Below are 20,918 nucleotides of genomic sequence, written 5' to 3' on the forward strand. Positions count from 1 at the left end.
CATGCTGATTCCCGTGATTCTCTCCGGCGGTGCCGGGACCCGGTTGTGGCCGGTGTCCCGCGAAGGCCATCCCAAGCCGTTCATGACCCTGCCCGACGGTCAGTCGCTGCTGAGCAAGACCTATCGGCGTGCGGCCGGTTTGCTCGATGGCTGGGGCGATATCGTCACGGTGACCAACCGCGACTATTACTTCCAGAGCAAGGATCACTATCAGGATGCGCGCCTGGAGCGCCATCGCGGGCATTTCCTGCTAGAGCCGACGGGCCGCAATACAGCCCCGGCCATCGCGGCGGCCGCCCTTTCGCTACAAGCCCTGCACGGCGACGAAGCGATCATGGTGGTGATGCCTGCCGACCATCTGATTCTCGACGAAGACGCATTGAAAAGCGCAGTCGAGCACGCCGTGACGCTGGCCAAGGCCGGTCATCTGGTGACCTTTGGCGTTGTGCCGACAGCCCCGGAAACCGGCTTCGGCTATATCGAAACCGGTGCCCCGCTGGACGACAAAGGTGCAGCCAAGGTACAGCGCTTCGTCGAAAAGCCTGACTTGCAAACCGCCACGCATTATCTGGAGAGCGGCAACTTCCTGTGGAATTCGGGAATGTTCTGCTTCTCGATCGCCACACTGCTGGCCGAGTTGCACCTGCATGCCCCCGCATTACTGGAACAAACCCGGGCCTGCATGGCGGCCAGTGCGCCGGTGGAAACCGGCGGTTGCCTGCAACAGGAGCTGTCGCCCACGCACTTCGCCGAAATCACCGATATCTCCATCGACTACGCACTGATGGAGCGCTCCGACAAAGTGGTTGTTGTGCCAGCCTCTTTCGACTGGAGCGACATCGGTTCCTGGAGCGCAGTGGCGGCATTGGTGCCAGCCGATGCACAGAATAATCGCGCCAGCGGCGATGCGATCTTCATCGACAGCCACAACAACTTCATCCAGAGCGAAGACCGGTTGGTCGCCGCAGTGGGTGTGGATAACCTGATCATCATCGACACTGCCGACGCGGTGCTGGTGGCCCACGCCGACCGCGCCCAGGATGTGCGCCGGGTAGCCCGGCAGCTCAAGGACAAAAAACACGAAGCCTATCGCCTGCACCGCACGGTCAGCCGACCCTGGGGCACTTACACGGTGCTCGAGGAAGGCCCTCGCTTCAAGATCAAACGTATCGTGGTCAAACCCGGTGCCAAGTTGTCGCTGCAGATGCACCACCACCGCAACGAACACTGGGTGGTGGTCGAAGGCATGGCCAAAGTCACCAACAACGGTTCCGGCTCGCATCTGGTGGCCAAGAACGAGTCGACGTTCATTGCCGCAGGGCACAGGCACCGTCTGGAAAACCCCGGCGTCATCGACCTGGTGATCATCGAAGTGCAAAGCGGCGAATACCTGGGGGAGGACGATATCGTTCGCTTCGAAGACCAATACGGCAGGACGGTTTGAATGCTGCTTTCCCTGTATCGCTCGCTGTGGGTCTATCGAGGTTTCATCCTCGGTAGCGTCAAGCGAGAGTTTCAAGCGCGTTATCGCAATTCGCTGTTCGGTGCCCTGTGGACCGTGCTCAACCCACTGTCGATGATCGTCGTCTACACGGTGATTTTTTCCCACGTCATGCGCGCACGCTTGCCGGGTGTGGATGACGGCATGGCCTACAGCATCTACCTCTGCGCCGGGTTGCTGACCTGGGGCCTGTTCTCGGAAATCACCCTGCGCAGCCAGAACATGTTTCTGGAAAACGCCAACCTGCTGAAGAAAATCAGCTTCCCGAGAATCTGCCTGCCGGTGATCGTGCTGTTCAATGCCGGCATCAACTTCGCGATCATCATCGGGCTGTTCCTGGGCTTTCTGCTGATCACCGGACGCCTGCCGGGCATGGCCCTGTTGGCGTTGCTGCCACTGATGGCGTTGCAAGTCATGTTCTGCGCCGGGCTGGGGATGATCCTCGGCGTGCTGAACGTGTTCTTTCGTGATGTCGGGCAACTCTTCGGCATCTGCCTGCAATTCTGGTTCTGGCTGACGCCGATCGTGTACCCGCAGAGCATTCTGCCCGAGTGGGTACAACGGCTGTTGCAACTCAACCCCATGACCAACCTGATCAGTAGCTACCAGAACCTGTTCCTCTACGGCCAATGGCCGGTCTGGAGTTCGTTGCTGCCGATCTTCGTGATCGGTCTGTTGTTCTGCGTGATCGGGCTGCGGCTGTTTCGTCAGCGGGTCGGCGAAATGGTGGATGAACTCTGATGGGGCACATACGCGTGACTGGCCTGGGCAAGGCCTACAAGCAATACCCCACGCGCTGGAGCCGGCTGGCCGAGTGGCTGATCCCGTTTTCCCCGATCCGCCATCGCCAGCACTGGGTGCTGCAAGACGTGGCATTCGAGATCGCTCCCGGTGAAGCAGTGGGCATCGTCGGAGTCAACGGCGCCGGCAAAAGTACCTTGTTGAAGATGATCACCGGCACCACCCAGCCCACCTGTGGGCAGATCCAGCTCGAAGGTCGCGTCGCCGCCCTGCTGGAACTGGGCATGGGCTTTCACCCGGATTTCACCGGCCGACAAAACGCAGTCATGGCCGGGCAATTGCTGGGCATGCAGGTCGAAGAAATCGAAGCCTTGATGCCACAGATTGAACACTTCGCGGAAATCGGCGAAGCCATCGACCACCCGGTGCGCACCTATTCCAGCGGCATGCAGATGCGCCTGGCATTCAGCGTGGCCACCGCGCGGCGCCCGGATATTCTGATCGTCGACGAAGCACTGTCGGTGGGCGACGCCTACTTCCAGCACAAGAGCTTCGAACGCATCCGCAGCTTCCGCAAGGCCGGCACCACGTTGCTGATCGTGTCCCATGATCGCTCGGCGATTCAGTCGATCTGCGACTCGGCGATCCTCCTGGAAAACGGTCGCATGGCCATGCATGGCAAGCCCGAAGCCGTCATGGATTACTACAACGCCCTGCTCGCCGAGCGTGAAGGCCAGACGGTGCGTCAGGAAATCCTCGCGGACGGCCAGGTGCAAACCGTTTCCGGTACCGGTGAAGCCGGGATCCTCAGCGTGCGCATGCTGGATGAACGCGAACGCGCCATCGATGCCGCCGAAGTCGGCCAGCCGGTGGTGCTTGAGGTGCAAGTCGAAGTGCGCCAGGACATCGAACGCCTGGTGCTGGGTTTCATGATCAAGGATCGCCTGGGCCAGGCCATGTACGGCATCAATACCCATCGTCAGGACCTCGCCCTCACCGATCTGCAAGCCGGCGAGCGCCTGACCTACCGTTTTGCCTTCGTCATGGGGCTGGGCAAGGGCAACTATTCCGTGGCCCTGAGCCTGTCGCGGCTGGACTCGCACCTGGACCGCAATTTCGAATGGCGCGACTACGGTCTGGTGTTCCACGTGATCAACAACCGACACGAAGACTTCGTCGGCTGCTCGTGGCTGGCGGCAAAAACCACCATCACGCGCACAGCCGAATCGACTGTCTCGGAGAACACGCCATGACGCGTCTTCTGGTGGAATGCACGTATGTGTTCCAGCATCCCAAGGTCAATTCGGGCATTCAGCGGGTGGTGCGCAACGTCATCAATCAGTTGCCTGAACGCGTCGATGGCGTTGAATGCATTCCGGTGGTGATGCTCAAGGGCAAGCTCTACCGGGTATTGAGTCTGGCCCCTTTGGACACACCGCTGTTCAATGGGCTGATGGAGTTCGGTGGGCGTCTGGAGCGATTGGCGCATCGTTTCTGGCAACTGCACCAGCGCCTCGACAAACGCTGCACCTCGCGATGGACCCGGCGCGCGCTGTACGCGGCCTATCGCCTCACGGCGCTGGCGGGTTTCAGCGTACCGCTGCGCCTGATCGACCGGATCAACCAATATCAACTGCCCAACCGTTGCTCGCCGCTGCAGCATCAGCCGGGCGATCAGTTAGTGCTGCTGGATTCGTCCTGGCACGCCAATTTCTTCCCGTTGGCCGAACACCTCAAACGCGAAGGCGTGGGCATCGTCTCGGTGATCTACGACCTGATTCCCCTGACTCACCCGCAGTTCTACGACACGCGACTGGTGCAGATTTTCAATGAGTGGTTCGACTGGATCACCAAAACCGCCGACGGCTACGTGGCGATCTCCGCCACGGTGCGCGATCAGGTACGCGATGAATTGCATCGTCGCGTCGGTCCAGCCAAAGCCGACACCTTGTGGTTCGACTATTTCCACCTGGGCTCCGAGCTGGACCTGCGCGAAGAAACCGCCGCTGTCGAAACGCGCCTGACACGGCTGTTCGATACTCCGGAACCCGTGTTCCTGATGGTCAGCACCATCGAGCCGCGCAAGAATCACGACTACTTGCTGGACGCCTTCGAACTCGCCTGGGCCGCAGGCTCCAACGCCCGTCTGTGCATCGCCGGGCGCATCGGCTGGAAGTGCGATGCCCTGCTCGCCCGGGTGCGCAATCACCCGCAGCTGAACAAACGCCTGTTCATGTTCAACGACCTGAGCGACACCAGCCTCGAACACGCCTATTCCCACGCCAGTGCGCTGGTGTTTCCGTCCTACGTCGAAGGCTTCGGCCTGCCACTGGTGGAAGCCATGCAGCGTGGCTTGCCGGCCATGGGCAGCGACATCCCGGTGTTCCGCGAAATAGGCGGCGAGTTCATGGCGTACTTCGATCTGGCCGAACCACAAAGCCTGGCCGATCTGGTTACTCGATTCGAGAGCAGCGGGCAATTCCCCGCCGCCCGCAATGTGGCGGACTGGCGCTGGCTCGGCTGGCGTGAAGCCAGTGCGCAAATGGCCGAACGGACCCTGCGCAACCTTTTGGAAGCATCCGTGGTGCAAGAGAGGCAACATGCGAATTGCCCTTAACGCCCGGATTCTCCAGGCCCCGCGCACCGGCATCGGCCATTACGTCGCCGAACTGGTGAATGCCCTGGCCGGTGAGCCAGACGTCGAAATGTCGCTGTTCCATGGCTGGGGTTGGAGTTCTTCGTTACCTGAAGCGGCCATGCCGGGCTACTCGCGACTGACACCGTTGCTGCGGCAAATACCCGGCGCGTATCAGGCTCGACGTTGGTTGGCGCAGAAACGCTTTGATCAAGGCTGCTCCCCGGCGATCGACCTTTATCACGAACCCAGTCTGTGGCCGCTGTCATTCGACGGCCCGACGGTCATCACCCTGCATGACCTGACGCACCTGCACTACCCCGAGACGCAACCACCGGCACGCCTGCGAGAAATCGAGCGGCGACTGGCCGATGGCGTGCAACAGGCGCGGCTGATTCTCACCGACTCGCAGTACATCGCCGACGAAGCTCAAGCCTATTTCGCCCTACCGGCCGAGCGCTTTGTAGTCGCACCGTTGGGTGTGGCGGCACGCTTCCACCCACGTGAACCCGAGGCCATCGATGCGGTGCTCAAGGCCCACGGGGTTGAAATGCGGGAATATTTTCTCTGTGTCGGCACCCTGGAACCACGCAAGAACCTGACCCTGGCCCTGCGCGCCCACGCCCAACTGCCGGAAGCATTGCGTCAGCGCTTTCCGCTGCTGATCGTCGGCATGGCTGGCTGGCAGCGCGAGCAATTCAGCGATGAGTTGCACCAGGCATTGGCCAATGGTCACGTGTGTCTGCTCGGTTATCTGCCTGACGAGCAAGTCGCGCAGCTGTTGGCCGGCGCTCGGGCGCTGATTTTTCCGTCGCTCTATGAAGGCTTCGGCCTACCGGTGCTGGAGGCCATGGCCAGCGGCACGCCGGTCATCCTGACCCGACGCTCGGCGATGCCCGAAGTCGCAGGCGTTGCGGGCAACTATATTGAACCTGACGATCCCGACGGCCTGCGCGATGCCATGCGACGACTGATCGACGATCAAACACATTGGCAGGCATGCCGAAAAGCCGGATTACAGCAGGCAAGGCTTTTTTCCTGGGAGCGTTGCGCGAAGATCACCGCCCGCGCCTACCGCCAGGCTATGGGAGGTTGAATGCGAGTTCTTCATTTTTTCAAGACGTACCTGCCTGACTCGGTCGGCGGGATCGAACAAGTGATCTTCCAGTTGTGCGAAAGCGGCGCCCAGCATGGCATTGAAAGCCAAGTGTTGACCCTCAGTGCCAATCCGACACCGCCGGTGGTGCAACTCGGGCAGCACGAAGTCCATCGGGCCAAACTCGACATTCAGTTCGCTTCCACAGGCTTTTCTTACAGCGTCTTCAAGCAATTTCGCGAAATGGCCGCTGAGGCGGACGTGGTCAATTACCACTTCCCGTGGCCGTTCATGGACCTGGTGCATTTCTTCAGCAGCATGAACAAGCCCAGTGTGGTGACCTACCACTCGGACATCATTCGCCAGAAACACCTGCTCAAACTTTACCGGCCACTGATGAACCGCTTCCTCGCCAGCGCTGACCGGATCGTCGCCGCTTCCCCTAACTATCTGCACACCAGTGATGTGTTGCAGCAGTTTCAGGACAAGACCCGGGTCATTCCCTATGGCCTGAACAAGGCCGGTTATCCACAGCCCGACAACGCACGCATGAATCATTGGCGGAAGAAGCTTGGGGATAAGTTTTTTCTGTTTGTGGGCGTGATGCGCTATTACAAAGGCCTGCACATCCTGCTCGACGCCTTGAAAGACGTGGATTACCCGGTAGTCATCGTCGGTGCCGGGCCGCTGGAAGCCGAACTGCACGCCCAGGCCGCGGCCTTGGGTTTGCGCAATATTCACTTTCTTGGGCGCCTGGGGGACGAAGACAAAGTCGCGCTGCTGCAACTGAGTTACGCCATCGTGTTTCCGTCGCACCTGCGCTCCGAAGCGTTCGGCATCTCGCTGCTCGAAGGCGCGATGTACGGCAAACCGATGATCTCCAGCGAAATCGGCACCGGCACCAGCTACATCAACATCCACAACGAAACCGGGCTGGTGGTGCCGCCGAGTCATCCACAGGCGTTCCGTGAAGCCATGCGCACCCTGTGGGAAAACCCCACGCTTGCAGCCGAAATGGGCGTGAAGGCTGAAGCCCGTTATCGGCAGTTGTTCACCGCCGACAAAATGGGCCGCAAGTGGACGGAGTTGTACGAAGAACTGCTGGAAGAAAAATCCCTGTCCTACGCCTGACTGCTTTTTGTGAGAGCGGGCTTGCCCGCGATGGCTGAGTCTCGGTCAACATCAATGTTGAATGTTAATCCGTCATCGCGGGCAAGCCCGGCTCCCACAGGGATCAGCTGTGTGGCGCAGGTTTTGGTACGCCTACGTTATCCAGCATCCGGTTCACCGCCAGTTCCGCCAGCATGACGATCTGTTGAATCGCCATCGCCGTGTGCCGGTGCGGCCCTTCCAGATACCCTGCAAAATCACTCGCCATCACACTGGCCTGGGCCAACGATTCACAGGTGTGGGCCAACAGGTCTTCGTCTTTGATATCCGGTGCGACCATGTACATCGTGCTCGGCTTGCGGGCCGCGGGGGATTTGAGGGCGGAGGGGTTGAGGTAGTGATCGAGGGCGCGGTTAGCGGCATCGTGGAGTTTTTTTGAATTGAGGGATTCGTAGGGGGAAACGTCTTCGGTTTCGGGGGGATTAGGTGTGGCTTTGAACATGGTGAAACTCCATTCGAGAATTGGAGTTCGCCAACACTGCGACCAAGCAGAAGGGTGGCGAACCGTACGCGGGTTGGTCGACCAGGGAATGGAACCCGGCAGGGCCTAAGCCCTCCCACGCACAGCTCGCCATGAAGCAAGCACAAAAGTGCGCCATTCTAAACCTGGGCGACCAAACCCGATCACTGAATTTGCAGCGACCCCGAAAGCCTATCCACCCCATTTCCGACCGACAACCGTCAAAACTTGTCGGAAACATTCCCAAAAATCACTCGGTCTGTAGGACGACCACGATCAAATGTGGGAGCGAGCCTGCTCGCGATGGCGGCGTGTCAGGCGACCTCAATGTTGAATGTGAGAAAGCCTTCGCGGGCAAGTCGGATCGCCGCATCGCTCGCTCCTACAGTGGATTTTCTGTGTTTCCCACATGGGTTACAGGTCTGGCCCGGGCTTGCAGGCGTGCATTCGCCTGCGCCCAGGTGCCGGTCAGCAAACTTTTGGGTGACACGCCGTCAAAGCGCCAACGCAATGCCAGTGCCGCGGGCCGACGCACCACGCGCTCCACCTCGAATGTCCATAGCCGCTCGGCCCCTTGAAAGGCTTCGACCTGCGGGCCTTCGAGGATGATTTGCGTGCGACCGCTGAGGTGCAGCAGGTCGCCCGAATCGAAATCGATGAACAGCAAACCGGCTCGAGGATTGATCAGCAGGTTGCCCAGGGTATTGAAGAACCGGTTGCCGGCAAAGTCCGGAATGGTCAGCCGATTGCCCTCTACCTGGACGAAACCGGCCTGGCCGCCGCGATGAGAAACGTCCACCGAGCGTTGGCCATCGACGTCCGCATAACTGGCGACAAAGAAGGTATCGGCGCCGGCGATCATGGCTTTGGCTGCGTCATCCAGCCCATTGAGGTGCTGCGCGATACGGGTCGCCGGATCTGCTAATGGCACCGAGCGAAACTGGCGCAATTGAATGTATTGCGGGCAATTGCCGAAAGACTGCTCCACCTTCACCTCGAAGCCGCCCGCCGTCACAGCGCCGACTCGACCATTGAGGCGGTTGCGACGTCGGGTGTGCAGTTCGATACCGAGCAGACCGATCGCCGCTCCCTCTTGCAATTGCGCAGGGTCGTCACTGCCAGGCAGGCTGCCGAACTGCAACAACGTGGGCACTGGAGAATGGGCAAAGCCCGGCGCTCCTTCAAGAATGCTGGCCCAAGGGTTGCCGTCAGCATCCACCGCGCCGTACAGCATGAACGGTAGTTGCTGATAGAACGTGCGGTGCTGATCCGGCATCTCGCTGCGAATCACCCTACGACCTAATTCGTCCATTCGCTCGGCGACACCCACACGAGCCTGCAACTGTGTTTCGCCTGCGTGCCAAGGTGAACGTTCCATAACGGCTTCTCCCCTGCGCTCAGCGCGCAATAAGAACAGCCCGATTGAGCCGGGCCGTAAGCATCAGGCAGTTTTTTGCAAACCGGCGACGGTGCGCGGCATGCCGACAAACCCTGGCAAGGCTTCAATGCGCGCCAGCCAAACACGGATGTTCGCGTAGTCGTCCAGCGACACATTGCCTTCCGGTGCGTGGGCGATGTAGCTGTACGCGGCGATGTCCGCGATGGTTGGCTCGCTACCGACCAGATAGGGCGTTGCGCCCAGTTCCTGATCGATCACTTTGAGCCAGGTGTGGGCATAAGCGATCACCTCTTGCGCGTTGAAAGGCGCACCAAACACAGTGATCAGCCTTGCCCTGGCGGGGCCGAAGGCAATCGGCCCGGCGGCAACCGATAACCAGCGTTGAACCTTGGCCGCCCCGACCGGATCGGTTGGCAGCCAGCGACCATTTCCGTATTTCTGCGCAAGGTAAACCAGGATCGCGTTGGAGTCGGCCAGCACCACGCCTTGATCATCAATCACCGGGACCTGACCAAACGGGTTGAGCGTCAGGAAGTCCGGTTGCTTATGCGCGCCTTTGGCCAAATCGACGAAGATCAGCTCGGTCGGCAGTTGCAACAAAGACAGCATCAGCTCTACACGGTGAGCATGGCCGGAACGGGGAAAGTTGTAGAGTTTGATGGCTTGCATGGTCGACTCCGCTGGGTGGTGGCGCCGTTCAGGAAAGATCAGCGCCGATGGAGGGCTATCTTCCACCCGCCATCAAAACAACAGAATAACCAGCAAACGCAACCCACTATTTCATCCAGAGCAATAATCTTCAGCCGTGCAGAGCAGGATGTTCGCGCAGCACCTTTACCGTGAAGTCCACAAAACTACGGACCCGCACCGAGGCCTTGCGACCGCCCTGATAGACCACATGAATGGGCAATGGCGGCAGTTCGAAGTCAGCCAGAACGATTTCCAGCTCACCGGCGGCGACTTTGCTCGCCACTTGATACGACAGGACTCGGGTCAGTCCCAGGCCCATGGCGGCGGCAGTGATAGCCGCCTGATTGGCGGTGACCACCAGACGCGGTTCCAGACGAACGCTGATTGGCTCTCCTCCGTCAAGGAACGGCCAGCTTCTGTGCTGCCCGATGGACGAGGTCGCGATGATCGGGGCTACGCTCAAATCTGCAGGATGCCGGGGCCGACCATGGTCGATCAGGAATCCGGGGGAAGCGCAGATCACCCGCCGCACTTCGCCCACGCGAATTGCATGCTGATTGCTGTCAGGCAACTCACCGATGCGCACCGCCACATCGATGCCCTCCTCGACCATGCTCACCACCCGGTCGACCAGTAAAGCGTTGATGCTGACTTCAGGGAATTGAGACAAGTAACCGACCATGACCGGCGTAACAAACAAATCACCGAACAACACCGGCGCCGTGATCGTCAGTTGCCCACGGGGTTGGGCGTGGCTCCCGGCCGCCGAATCCTCCGCTTCCTGCACCTCGGTGAGAATTCTCCGACAGTCCTCCAGATAACGCTGACCCGCCTCGCTCAAATGCACGCTGCGGGTGGTACGTGTCAGCAACTGGGTGCCGATGCGTTTCTCCAGCGCCGCCACCGCGCGGGTGACGCTGGCCGCCGACATCCCCAACCGCCGCGCCGCCGCCGAGAAGCCTTGCTCCTGAGCGACGGTGGCGAAGACCTGCATTTCCTGGAATCGGTCCATGGGTTAACTCCTGAGCACTGAAAAACGCGAGGCCGACAGTTCCCGATTGGACCTGGATATCGCTGGAAGAGGATGAGCCGTGCAGTTTTAGTGGCATTCTGATTATTGTGACGTATAACCCTGAACGTTCACGCTTTCAATTGCTGAGACCGTATCCAGATGCCCTCCATCTACCAACTTAAACCCGCCTTCCAGAATCTGTTGCGACCGCTGGTTCAGCGACTATTCGATAACGGCACCACCGCCAATCAAATCACCGTGCTGGCCGGCGTCATTTCGGTCGTGACGGGCGTCGGGATTGCCTGTTTCGCCAATCACCTGTGGGTATTTCTGCTAATTCCCGTGTGGATGATCCTGCGGATGGCGCTGAACGCCATCGACGGCATGCTGGCCCGGGAATTCGGCCAGCAGTCGCGCCTCGGCGCCTACCTTAATGAACTGTGCGATATCGTGGCCGACAGCGCGCTGATCCTGCCTTTTGCCCTGATTCCCGACGTGAGTGTGTTGATTGTGCTGTTGGTCACGCTGCTGGCATTGTTCAGCGAGTACAGTGGCGTCCTCGGGCCGATGGTCGGCGCATCGCGGCGTTATGACGGCCCGATGGGCAAGAGCGATCGCGCGTTTGTACTGGGCGTCTTGGCCACCGGCATTGCCCTCGGCTGGATTAACGCGTTGTGGATTAACGTTGTGTTTGGGGTGATCGCCGTCCTGCTGGCTTACACCTTGGTCAACCGGGTCCGTCTGGGCCTGAAAGAAGTGCAGGAAAACGCTCCCTCGGCATAAGGCCTCAGCGTAAGGCTCCCCAAGCATAAGGAAAGTGCAATGCGTGAAACTCAGAATCAGACCTTCACTACCCACGACGGCGTCGAGCTGTTCTACCGCCATTGGCCGGCCACGGCGGGTAATCCGGGCGAACCGCGCAAGGCAGTGCTGCTGTTTCATCGCGGCCATGAACACTCGGGGCGTATCGCCCACTTGGTGGAGGAGCTGGACCTGCCAGCGTTCGACTTCTTTGCCTGGGACGCGCGCGGCCATGGTCAGTCGCCGGGCGCTCGCGGCGACAGCCCGAGTTTCGCCACCAGCGTGCGTGACGTGCAGACCTTTTGCGATCACTTGAACGCGACCCACCAGATCGACGAAGAGAACATGGCCGTGATCGCCCAGAGCGTCGGCGCGGTGATTGCCTCAACCTGGGTCCACGACTATGCACCGCGCATCCGCTCGCTGGTGCTCGCGTCGCCCGCATTCAAGGTCAAGCTCTACGTACCTTTCGCCCGTCCGGGCCTGGCGCTGATGCGCAAATTTCGCGGCAACTTTTTCGTCAACAGCTACGTCAAGGCCAAGTTTCTCAGCCACGACCCGGAACGCGTCGCCTCCTACGACAGCGATCCACTGATAACCAAGGCGATTTCGGTGAATTTGCTGCTCGGCTTGTATGAAGCCGCCGACCGTGTGGTGGCCGATGCGCAGGCGATTCAAGTGCCGACCCAGCTGCTGATTTCCGGCTCGGATTTTGTGGTCCACCGCAAACCCCAGGAACAGTTTTTCGAACGCCTGGGCAGCCTGAAAAAGGAAAAACACATTCTCCCGGGCTTCTTCCACGACACGCTTGGGGAACGTGATCGCGCCGTGGCCATCGCCAGCGCCAAACGCTTTATCCTGCAAAACTTTGAATACCCGCTGGACCGGGCCTCGTTGCTTGATGCCGATAAAATCGGCCTGACCTGCGCCGAATCCGAATCCCTCGCCGCCCCGCTGCCGCACAACTCGTTGCGTGATCTGTACTGGCGCATGACCCGCGCCAGCATGCGCCTGGGCAGCCGGCTGTCTGACGGGGTGAAGCTGGGCTTCGACACCGGTTTCGATTCCGGCAGCACCCTGGACTATGTGTACCGCAACCAGCCCACCGGCAAGGGCGGGCTCGGGCGGATGATTGATCAGAACTACCTGAACTCCATCGGCTGGCGCGGCATTCGCCAGCGCAAACTCAACGTCGAAGAACTGCTGCGCCTGACCATGGCCAAACTGCGTGAAGAAGGCCGACCGGTGCGCATCGTCGACATCGCCGCCGGTCACGGTCGCTACATTCTCGAAGCCTTGCAAGGTGTCAGCCCGCTACCGGAATCGATACTGTTGCGCGATTACAGCGACATCAATGTGCGTGACGGTGGTGCGCTGATTCGCGATAAGGGCCTTGGAGAGATCGCGCAGTTCGTGAAAGGCGACGCGTTCGACCGCGCCGACCTGGCGGCACTGGACCCAAAGCCGACACTGGCGGTGGTGTCCGGCTTGTATGAACTGTTTGCCGACAATGCACTGGTCGGCGGTTCCCTGGCAGGCTTGGCCGAGGCCGTGGAGCCCGGTGGGTATCTGGTCTACACCGGTCAGCCCTGGCACCCGCAGCTGGAACTGATCGCCCGCGCCCTCACCAGTCACCGTCAAGGCCAGGCTTGGGTGATGCGTCGGCGCAGTCAGGCGGAAATGGATCAACTGGTGGAAGCAGCGGGTTTTCGTAAAATCACCCAGCGAGTGGATGAATGGGGGATCTTCACCGTGTCCCTCGCGCAACGGGTGCAATGATGGGGGCTGCCCCGAGAGAGCCGGGTTTGCTGAAACCCGCCGTGCTCTGGTTGCTGGTGCTGGCACCGCTGTTTTTCGCCAGCTACGGCTTTGCCACGTGGGTCACGGCTCAGCGCAGCGATGTCGACACTTTCGTTTTCGATTGGGAAACCGCCATGCCCTTCTGGGCCTGGACCATCGTCCCCTACTGGACGATTGATCTGCTGTACGGTTTTTCGCTGCTGCTGCCCGATAGTCGTCATGAGCTTAAGCGCCATGCCTTGCGCCTGTTGAGTGCTCAAGTGATCTCAATCAGTTGTTTCCTGTTATGGCCGCTGCGCTTCACCTTCGAACGGCCTGAACTGGACGGAGTGTTCGGTTGGCTGTTCGCGGTGCTGGCCGGGTTCGACAAGCCGTTCAATCAGGCGCCGTCGCTGCACATCGCCCTGCTGGTGATTTTGTGGGTGATGTACCAACGGCACTCTCAAGGCCTGTGGCGCTGGCTGGTGCACGGCTGGTTCGCATTGATCGGGATTTCGGTGCTGACCACTTATCAACATCACTTTATCGACTTACCCACAGGCGCCCTCGCTGGCTGGCTGTGCGTGTGGTTGTGGCCACTGGATCGGCCCAGCCCCTTGAATAGCGTGCGGTTGGCCAAGGATGCGAAACGCTGGCGCCTGGCCCTGCGTTATGGCATCGGTGCGGCAATATTCGCCATTCCAGCCTTTGGCCTGGGCGGCGGATGGCTGTGGCTGATCTGGCCTGCCGTGGCGTTGCTGTTGGTGGCGATCAACTACATGCTGCTGGACGCCGCCGGGTTTCAGAAACGCGCCGACGGCCGCCTTAGCCCGGCCGCCCGTTGGTTATTTGCACCTTACGTGGCAGCGGCGTGGATCAACTCACGGCTTTGGACCCGCAAGCATCCGCAGCCCAATGAGGTTGTGGATAACGTTTGGCTCGGCAGGCTTCCCGACGCTGATCAGTTGGCGCCGTTCAACGCTGTGGTTGATCTATGCGCTGAGCTGCCGCTCAACCCGAGAGGCCGCGCCTATCAAAGCGTTCCGATACTCGATCTGACCACGCCCAGCGCTGAGCAATGCCTCGCCGCCGCCCAGGCCATTGAACACCTGCGCCAGCAAGGTCCATTGCTGGTCTGCTGCGCTTTGGGCTATTCACGCAGCGCCACCGCTATCGCGGCATGGTTGCTGCACAGCGGTCGAGCGACCAATGTCGATGCCGCCGTGGCAATGATCCAGGCCGCACGCCCGCAAGTGGTGCTGCATCCGGCCCATCGCCAAGCCCTGGAGAACGCCTATGCCGGTTGATATGGAACTGCATGTGGTCGCCAGCCTGCTGCGCCGGGGCCGCACCCTCGATCAGTTATCCACAGGGCTGACCTTGCTGGGTGTGTTGTTCGGTCTGCTGCAACTGCTGCTGATCACCCCGACTGCGCCGTTCTTGATCCTCAGCGCCTGGCTGATCATCCTCGGGCTATGGCAAAAATACTGGGCGCTGCGGGTGGCCTTCGACGCTGACCTGTTTACCCTGATGGCCCGCGACGCTGACGCTTTGTCAGACCGCACTCAAGCCCTCGACCAGGCCCTGCAAAACCTCGACCTGCAACCGGCCAACCGTGCCGGCCGGCCCTGGACCGAACGTCAGCGCGGGGGGCTTAAACTGCTGCGCAAACAGGCTGTCCTGCTGGTCGCCCAAGTGCTGCCACCATTGGCTGTCATTCTGGCCAGCCCTTGGCTGCCCCTCGCTGGATAAGGAAATCGTTAATGTTCGAACCTGTGGTCGCCTTCCTCATCACCTCCATGGCCCGAACCGTTACTGGCGCCCGCAGCCTGTGGATGGGTTGCGCGCCGGAACCCGTGCAGCGCATTTATTTTGCCAACCACAGCAGCCACGGCGACTTCGTGCTGCTCTGGGCCTCGCTCCCTCCCGCCCTGCGCAAACTTACGCGACCGGTGGCCGGCAGCGACTACTGGAACAAGAGCGCCTTACGCCGCTACATCATCAGCCGGGTGTTCAACGGCGTGCTGATCGACCGCGAGCGCAAGGACCCTGTGGATAACCCGTTGCAGCCCATGCTCGACGCCCTGGAGAAGGGTGATTCGTTAATCATCTTTCCCGAAGGCACGCGCAATCTGGAAGAGGGTTTGCTGCCGTTCAAAAGCGGCCTGTACCACTTGGCAAAACGTTACCCACAGGCCCAGGTGATTCCGGTGTGGATCGCCAACCTCAACCGGGTCATGCCCAAGGGCCGAGTGCTGCCACTGCCGCTGCTGTGTACCACCAGTTTCGGCGCGCCCCTGCAACTGACTGAAGGCGAGAGCAAAGAGCAGTTCCTTTCACGCAGCCGCGACGCACTGCTGGCCCTCGCCCCGGAGCATTCCTGACATGGATAGACAAACCCTGATGCTATTCGGCGGGATCGGCATGATCCTGGTGCTGGCTTCACTGATTGGCCTGATCCTCAAACTGCGCACCCGGGGCACGCCCAATGCAGTCATCGAAAACCTCAACGCCCGCATCAACGCCTGGTGGGTGATGGTGGTGGTGATCGGCATCGCTTTTTGGCTGGGCACCGGCGCGGTGATTCTGCTGTTTTACGCGGTATCGTTTTATGCGCTACGCGAATTCCTCACCCTCATGCCCACCCGACGCAGCGACTACCCGGCGCTGGTGGCAGCGTTTTACCTGGCATTGCCGCTGCAATATTTGCTGATCTATTCCGATTGGTACGGACTCTTCTCGATCTTTATTCCGGTGTACGTGTTTTTGCTGCTGCCGATCCTTGCGTCTCTCGGCGGCGACAGTACGCACTTCCTTGAGCGGGCGTCGAAAGTGCAATGGGGCTTGATGATCGCGGTGTTCTGCGTGTCGTTCGTGCCCGCCCTGCTGACTCTGGACATCGTCGGTTATGAAGGCCGCAACCTGCTGCTGATCGCGTATCTGGTGATCGTGGTGCAGCTGTCGGACGTGCTGCAGTACGTATGCGGCAAGTTGTTCGGCAAACATAAAATCGCACCCACTCTGTCGCCGTCGAAAACCGTCGAAGGCTTTGTCGGTGGCGTTTTGCTGTCCTCGCTGATTGGTGCAGCCTTGTGGTGGACCACACCATTCAGCCCGTGGCAGTCGTTCTTGATTGCGCTGCTGATCAACCTGCTGGGGTTTGCCGGCGGCATCGTGATGTCGGCGATCAAGCGTGATCGCGGCGTGAAGGATTGGGGACACATGATCGAAGGCCACGGCGGGATGCTGGATCGTCTGGATTCAGTGTGTTTTGCGGCACCGATCTTCTTTCATCTCGTGCGGTATTGGTGGACTTGAAATAGCTCACCTTTCTCAAAAAAAAAGACCGCAGCCAAAACTGCGGTCTTTTCATTTCATTGCTTGTGGATAACTTATTCCACAGTCACCGACTTCGCCAAGTTACGCGGCTGGTCAACGTCAGTACCTTTCAATACAGCGACGTAGTATGAGAGCAGCTGCAGCGGAATGGTGTAGAGGATCGGCGACAGGATGTCGTGGATGTGCGGCATCTGGACGACATGAGTGCCTTCGCCATTGGTCATGCCGGCCTGCTCGTCGGCGAAGACGACCAGTTCACCGCCACGGGCGCGGACTTCCTGGAGGTTGGACTTCAGCTTCTCCAGCAACTCGTTGTTCGGCGCCACGGTGACCACCGGCATGTCGTTATCCACAAGCGCCAGCGGACCATGTTTCAGTTCGCCCGCCGGATAGGCTTCCGCGTGGATGTAAGAGATTTCCTTGAGCTTGAGGGCCCCTTCCATCGCCACCGGGAATTGCGCGCCGCGACCGAGGAACAGCGTGTGGTTCTTCTCGGCGAACAGCTCGGCGATTTTCTCCACGGTGCTGTCCATGGCCAGGGCTTCGCCCAAGCGGGTCGGCAAGCGACGCAGTTCTTCGACCAGTGTGGCTTCTACGCCTTCGGCCAACGTACCGCGAACCTGACCCAGAGACAGGGTCAGCAACAGCAGGCCAACCAGTTGAGTGGTAAAGGCTTTGGTCGAGGCCACGCCGATTTCGCGACCGGCCTGGGTCAGCAACGTCAGGTCCGATTCGCGTACCAGAGAGCTGATGCCGACGTTGCAGATTGCCAGGCTGGCGAGGAAACCCAGCTCTTTGGCATTGCGCAGCGCGGCCAAAGTGTCGGCGGTTTCACCGGACTGGGAGATGCTCACGAACAGGGTGTCCGGCTGCACCACTACCTTGCGATAGCGGAATTCGCTGGCGACTTCGACCTGACATGGGATGCCAGCCAGTTCTTCGAGCCAGTAACGGGCAACCATGCCGGCGTGGTAACTGGTGCCGCAGGCGACGATCTGTACATTGCGCACCTTGGCGAACAGCTCGGCAGCTCCTGGGCCGAATGCCTCGACCAGCACCTGGTTATGGCTCAGGCGACCTTCGAGAGTGCGCTGCACTACGACTGGTTGCTCGTGAATTTCCTTGAGCATGTAATGGCGAAATTCGCCCTTGTCAGCAGCTTCGGCACCGTCGCGGTACTGAACGCTTTCACGCTCGACGAGCGCGCCATCGATGTCCCAGATCTGCACGCTGTCGCGGCGAATTTCGGCGATATCGCCTTCTTCCAGGTACATGAAGCGGTCGGTCACCTGACGTAGCGCCAACTGGTCGGAGGCCAGGAAGTTCTCACCCATACCCAGACCGATCACCAATGGGCTGCCACTGCGGGCCGCCACCAGGCGATCCGGTTGAAGGGCGCTGATCACCGCCAGGCCGTAAGCACCGTGCAGCTCTTGCACGGTCGCTTTCAGGGCCACCGTCAGGTCGGGTTGAAGCTTGAGTTTTTCGTGGAGCAGATGCGCGATGACTTCAGTGTCGGTGTCCGACGTGAACACATGGCCCAAAGCCTGGAGTTGCTCGCGCAGGACTTCATGGTTCTCGATGATGCCGTTGTGCACCACCGCCAGATCGCCTGAGAAATGCGGGTGAGCATTGCGTTCACACGGCGCGCCGTGGGTCGCCCAGCGGGTGTGGGCAATGCCCAGACGGCCGACCAGAGGCTCTTCGATCAGCGCCTGTTCCAACTCGCTGACCTTGCCCGGACGACGCGTGCGCAAGAGCTTTTCATCGTTGGTGTACACCGCCACACCGGCACTGTCATAGCCACGGTATTCCAGGCGCTTGAGGCCTTCGAGCAGGATGGCGGTAATGTTACGTTCTGCGACTGCACCGACAATTCCACACATGCTAGTTCTCCTGACTGACGGCGGCGCAGATCAAATTAATGCCGCGGGCCTGAATCTGATCGCGTGCTTCCAGGGGCAGGCGATCATCGGTGATGAGGGTATGGACGCTGCTCCACGGCAGCTCCAGATTGGGGATTTTGCGGCCGATCTTGTCGGCCTCGACCATCACGATCACTTCGCGGGCAACCTCGGCCATAACGCGGCTCAAGCCCAGCAATTCATTGAAGGTGGTGGTCCCGCGCACCAGATCGATGCCATCGGCACCGATAAATAGCTGATCAAAGTCATATGAGCGTAGTACTTGCTCGGCCACCTGACCCTGGAAGGACTCGGAATGCGGGTCCCAGGTCCCCCCGGTCATCAGCAGCACCGGCTCATGCTCGAGTTCGCTCAAAGCGTTGGCGACATGCAGGGAGTTGGTCATAACCACCAGACCCGGTTGCTGGCCGAGTTCCGGGATCATCGCCGCGGTGGTGCTGCCGCTGTCGATGATGATTCGCGCATGCTCGCGGATCCGCGTGACAGCGGCGCGGGCAATGGCCTGCTTGTACTTGGAAACCGGTTGGCCGAGATCGGCGACCAGTTCCTGAGGCATGGTGACCGCCCCGCCATAACGACGCAGCAACAGACCGTTGCTTTCAAGCGCTGCCAAGTCCTTGCGAATCGTAACTTCCGAGGTTTCGAAGCGCTTGGCCAGCTCATCCACACTGACTTCCCCCTGCTCATTGAGCAAGGCGAGGATGTTGTGGCGGCGTTGGGGCGTGTTGCGCTTCGACATGGCTTGATAAGTTTCGATTCGAAAGATAACGTAAGCAATCAAAACCTATTAGCGAAACTTCGTCAAGTCAGCGTGAGAAAAAAGATGTGTGGATAACCCATAAAAAGATCGCAGCCTTCAGCAGCCCCACAGGATGAACACGTATTCCTTGTCGGAGCTGCCGAAGACTGCGATCTTTTGATCCTGCTGTGGATAACTCAGCTCTTTTTGATCTTCTCCGGCCGCTTCCAGCCCTCGATGTTCTTCTGCCGAGCCCGACCCACTGCCAACTGAGCCTTGTCCACATTCTGGGTAATGGTCGAACCGGCCGCCGTAGTCGCACCCGAGGAGATATCCACAGGCGCCACCAACGAGTTGTTGGACCCGATGAACACATCTTCGCCCAGCACGGTTTTCCACTTGTTCGCGCCATCGTAGTTACAGGTGATGGTGCCTGCGCCAATGTTGGTACGCGCACCGATCTCGGCGTCGCCCAGGTACGTCAAGTGACCGGCCTTGGCGCCCTCGCCCAGGTGGGCGTTCTTCAGTTCAACGAAGTTACCCACATGCGCGCGAGCTTCCAGCACTGTGCCTGGACGCAATCGGGCGAACGGGCCGGCATCGCTGCCTTCACCGAGTATGGCGCCTTCGATATGGCTGTTGGCTTTGATCACTACGCCTTTGCGCAGGGTGCTGTCCTTGATCACGCAGTTCGGGCCGATCACCACGTCGTCCTCAATGACCACTTTGCCTTCGAGGATCACGTTGATGTCGATCAGCACATCGCGGCCGATGGTAACCTCACCACGCACATCGAAGCGTGCCGGGTCGCGCAGGGTCACGCCCTGAGCCATCAATCGACGAGCTGCGCGCAACTGATAGTGACGCTCAAGCTCGGCCAGTTGCTTGCGATCGTTGGCGCCCTGCACTTCCATGGTGTCATGGGGGTGTTCGGTGGCTACCACCAGACCATCGCTGACCGCCATGGCGATCACGTCGGTCAGGTAGTACTCGCCTTGGGAATTGTTATTGGAGAGACGACTCACCCAATCGCCCAGACGTTCGAAAGGTAGCGCCAGAATGCCGGTATTGCCCTCAGTGATCGCACGCTCGACGTCGTTGGTGTCTTTATGCTCGACGATGGCAGTAACCTTGCCGGTGGCATCGCGGACGATGCGGCCGTAACCCGTCGGGTCATCCAGCTCGACAGTCAACAGGCCCAGTTGCTGCGGTGCAGCCAGCTTGAGCAGACGTTGCAGGGTTTCGACTTCGATCAGCGGTACGTCACCGTACAGAATCAACACGGTGTCGGCCTTGATGAACGGTACAGCCTGGGCCACTGCATGTCCGGTACCCAGCTGTTGATCCTGCAGGACGAAATTCAGGTCATCGGCGGCCAGACGCTCGCGCACCACTTCGGCACCATGGCCGATCACCACATGGATGCGTTGTGGATCAAGTTGCCGGGCGCTGTGGATAACATGGCCAAGCATTGAATTACCGGCAACCGGGTGCAGAACTTTCGGCAAGGCCGAACGCATGCGCGTGCCTTGGCCGGCAGCGAGGATAACGATTTCAAGAGACATGACAGGCTACTAATCCTGGGAGGTCAGCGGCTGCGACCGGGTGATGAAAGTCAGAAAAGAAAAAAG

Annotated in this window: 18 protein-coding genes and 1 pseudogene; 12 read left to right on the plus strand and 7 right to left on the minus strand. The window is 60.0% G+C overall.

Annotated features, from left to right (window positions below; all coding sequences use genetic code 11):
- The first annotated feature begins 1 nt into the window (after position 1).
- Genes PSH97_RS28275 through PSH97_RS28300 form a run of 6 tightly spaced genes read left to right on the plus strand, consistent with a single transcriptional unit; the run spans position 2 to position 7,104 of the window.
- On the plus strand, positions 2-1,444 hold the full coding sequence (locus tag PSH97_RS28275) for a mannose-1-phosphate guanylyltransferase/mannose-6-phosphate isomerase (RefSeq protein WP_305447583.1): 1,443 nt from the start codon (positions 2-4) through the stop codon (positions 1,442-1,444).
- Complete coding sequence (locus PSH97_RS28280) at positions 1,445-2,242, plus strand: ABC transporter permease (protein WP_305447584.1); 798 nt, start codon at positions 1,445-1,447, stop codon at positions 2,240-2,242.
- Positions 2,242-3,495, plus strand: coding sequence for an ABC transporter ATP-binding protein (locus PSH97_RS28285; protein ID WP_305447585.1), 1,254 nt, complete (start codon positions 2,242-2,244; stop codon positions 3,493-3,495). Before PSH97_RS28280 ends, PSH97_RS28285 begins: the two co-directional genes overlap by 1 nt.
- Positions 3,492-4,859, plus strand: a complete 1,368-nt coding sequence (locus PSH97_RS28290) for a glycosyltransferase family 4 protein (RefSeq protein ID WP_305447586.1) — start codon at positions 3,492-3,494, stop codon at positions 4,857-4,859. The genes PSH97_RS28285 and PSH97_RS28290 overlap by 4 nt, the downstream gene beginning before the upstream one ends.
- Positions 4,843-5,973 carry a glycosyltransferase family 4 protein gene (locus PSH97_RS28295; RefSeq protein WP_305447587.1) on the plus strand — a complete coding sequence of 377 codons (1,131 nt, stop codon included), beginning with the start codon at positions 4,843-4,845 and terminating at the stop codon, positions 5,971-5,973. Before PSH97_RS28290 ends, PSH97_RS28295 begins: the two co-directional genes overlap by 17 nt.
- On the plus strand, positions 5,974-7,104 hold the full coding sequence (locus PSH97_RS28300; protein WP_305447588.1) for a glycosyltransferase family 4 protein: 1,131 nt from the start codon (positions 5,974-5,976) through the stop codon (positions 7,102-7,104).
- A 103-nt stretch (positions 7,105-7,207) separates the two neighbouring features.
- On the opposite strand, the gene PSH97_RS28305 is transcribed toward PSH97_RS28300, so the two are convergent.
- From PSH97_RS28305 to PSH97_RS28320, 4 genes and pseudogenes are all read right to left on the minus strand, one after another.
- Positions 7,208-7,585, minus strand: a complete 378-nt coding sequence (locus tag PSH97_RS28305; protein WP_305447589.1) for a DUF6124 family protein — start codon at positions 7,583-7,585, stop codon at positions 7,208-7,210.
- Positions 7,586-8,027: 442 nt separating this feature from the next.
- Positions 8,028-8,981 (minus strand): annotated as a pseudogene (locus PSH97_RS28310) (pyridoxamine 5'-phosphate oxidase family protein); the annotation flags it as partial.
- A gap of 63 nt (positions 8,982-9,044) precedes the next feature.
- Positions 9,045-9,671: a glutathione S-transferase family protein gene (locus PSH97_RS28315; RefSeq protein WP_305447590.1), complete on the minus strand. Its 627-nt coding sequence runs from the start codon at positions 9,669-9,671 to the stop codon at positions 9,045-9,047.
- Between the two features lie 130 nt (positions 9,672-9,801).
- A complete protein-coding gene (locus PSH97_RS28320) occupies positions 9,802-10,704 on the minus strand; it encodes a LysR family transcriptional regulator (RefSeq protein ID WP_305447591.1) in 903 nt (300 codons plus the stop codon).
- A gap of 159 nt (positions 10,705-10,863) precedes the next feature.
- On the opposite strand from PSH97_RS28320, the gene PSH97_RS28325 reads away from it, so the two are divergent.
- The 6 genes from PSH97_RS28325 to PSH97_RS28350 are packed head-to-tail and all read left to right on the plus strand — an operon-like array spanning position 10,864 to position 16,602.
- Positions 10,864-11,487, plus strand: coding sequence for a CDP-alcohol phosphatidyltransferase family protein (locus PSH97_RS28325; RefSeq protein WP_305447592.1), 624 nt, complete (start codon positions 10,864-10,866; stop codon positions 11,485-11,487).
- 39 nt (positions 11,488-11,526) lie between these two features.
- Positions 11,527-13,284: a bifunctional alpha/beta hydrolase/class I SAM-dependent methyltransferase gene (locus PSH97_RS28330; RefSeq protein WP_305447593.1), complete on the plus strand. Its 1,758-nt coding sequence runs from the start codon at positions 11,527-11,529 to the stop codon at positions 13,282-13,284.
- Positions 13,281-14,591 carry a phosphatase PAP2/dual specificity phosphatase family protein gene (locus tag PSH97_RS28335; protein ID WP_305449885.1) on the plus strand — a complete coding sequence of 437 codons (1,311 nt, stop codon included), beginning with the start codon at positions 13,281-13,283 and terminating at the stop codon, positions 14,589-14,591. Before PSH97_RS28330 ends, PSH97_RS28335 begins: the two co-directional genes overlap by 4 nt.
- Positions 14,581-15,036, plus strand: coding sequence for a hypothetical protein (locus tag PSH97_RS28340; protein ID WP_305447594.1), 456 nt, complete (start codon positions 14,581-14,583; stop codon positions 15,034-15,036). Before PSH97_RS28335 ends, PSH97_RS28340 begins: the two co-directional genes overlap by 11 nt.
- 11 nt (positions 15,037-15,047) lie before the next feature.
- Entirely contained in the window at positions 15,048-15,668 is a 621-nt protein-coding gene (locus tag PSH97_RS28345; RefSeq protein WP_305447595.1) for a lysophospholipid acyltransferase family protein, read from the plus strand.
- Between the two features lies 1 nt (position 15,669).
- Positions 15,670-16,602 carry a phosphatidate cytidylyltransferase gene (locus PSH97_RS28350; RefSeq protein WP_008007875.1) on the plus strand — a complete coding sequence of 311 codons (933 nt, stop codon included), beginning with the start codon at positions 15,670-15,672 and terminating at the stop codon, positions 16,600-16,602.
- A 74-nt stretch (positions 16,603-16,676) separates the two neighbouring features.
- On the opposite strand, the gene glmS is transcribed toward PSH97_RS28350, so the two are convergent.
- From glmS to glmU, 3 genes are all read right to left on the minus strand, one after another.
- Positions 16,677-18,509: a glutamine--fructose-6-phosphate transaminase (isomerizing) gene (gene glmS, locus PSH97_RS28355; RefSeq protein ID WP_305447596.1), complete on the minus strand. Its 1,833-nt coding sequence runs from the start codon at positions 18,507-18,509 to the stop codon at positions 16,677-16,679.
- 1 nt (position 18,510) lies between these two features.
- Positions 18,511-19,287: a DeoR/GlpR family DNA-binding transcription regulator gene (locus PSH97_RS28360; RefSeq protein ID WP_305447597.1), complete on the minus strand. Its 777-nt coding sequence runs from the start codon at positions 19,285-19,287 to the stop codon at positions 18,511-18,513.
- Positions 19,288-19,484: 197 nt separating this feature from the next.
- Positions 19,485-20,852 carry a bifunctional UDP-N-acetylglucosamine diphosphorylase/glucosamine-1-phosphate N-acetyltransferase GlmU gene (glmU, locus tag PSH97_RS28365; RefSeq protein WP_305447598.1) on the minus strand — a complete coding sequence of 456 codons (1,368 nt, stop codon included), beginning with the start codon at positions 20,850-20,852 and terminating at the stop codon, positions 19,485-19,487.
- Positions 20,853-20,918 lie beyond the last annotated feature (66 nt).

Origin of the sequence: Pseudomonas cucumis (assembly GCF_030687935.1) — a bacterium.
Classification (GTDB): domain Bacteria; phylum Pseudomonadota; class Gammaproteobacteria; order Pseudomonadales; family Pseudomonadaceae; genus Aquipseudomonas; species Aquipseudomonas cucumis.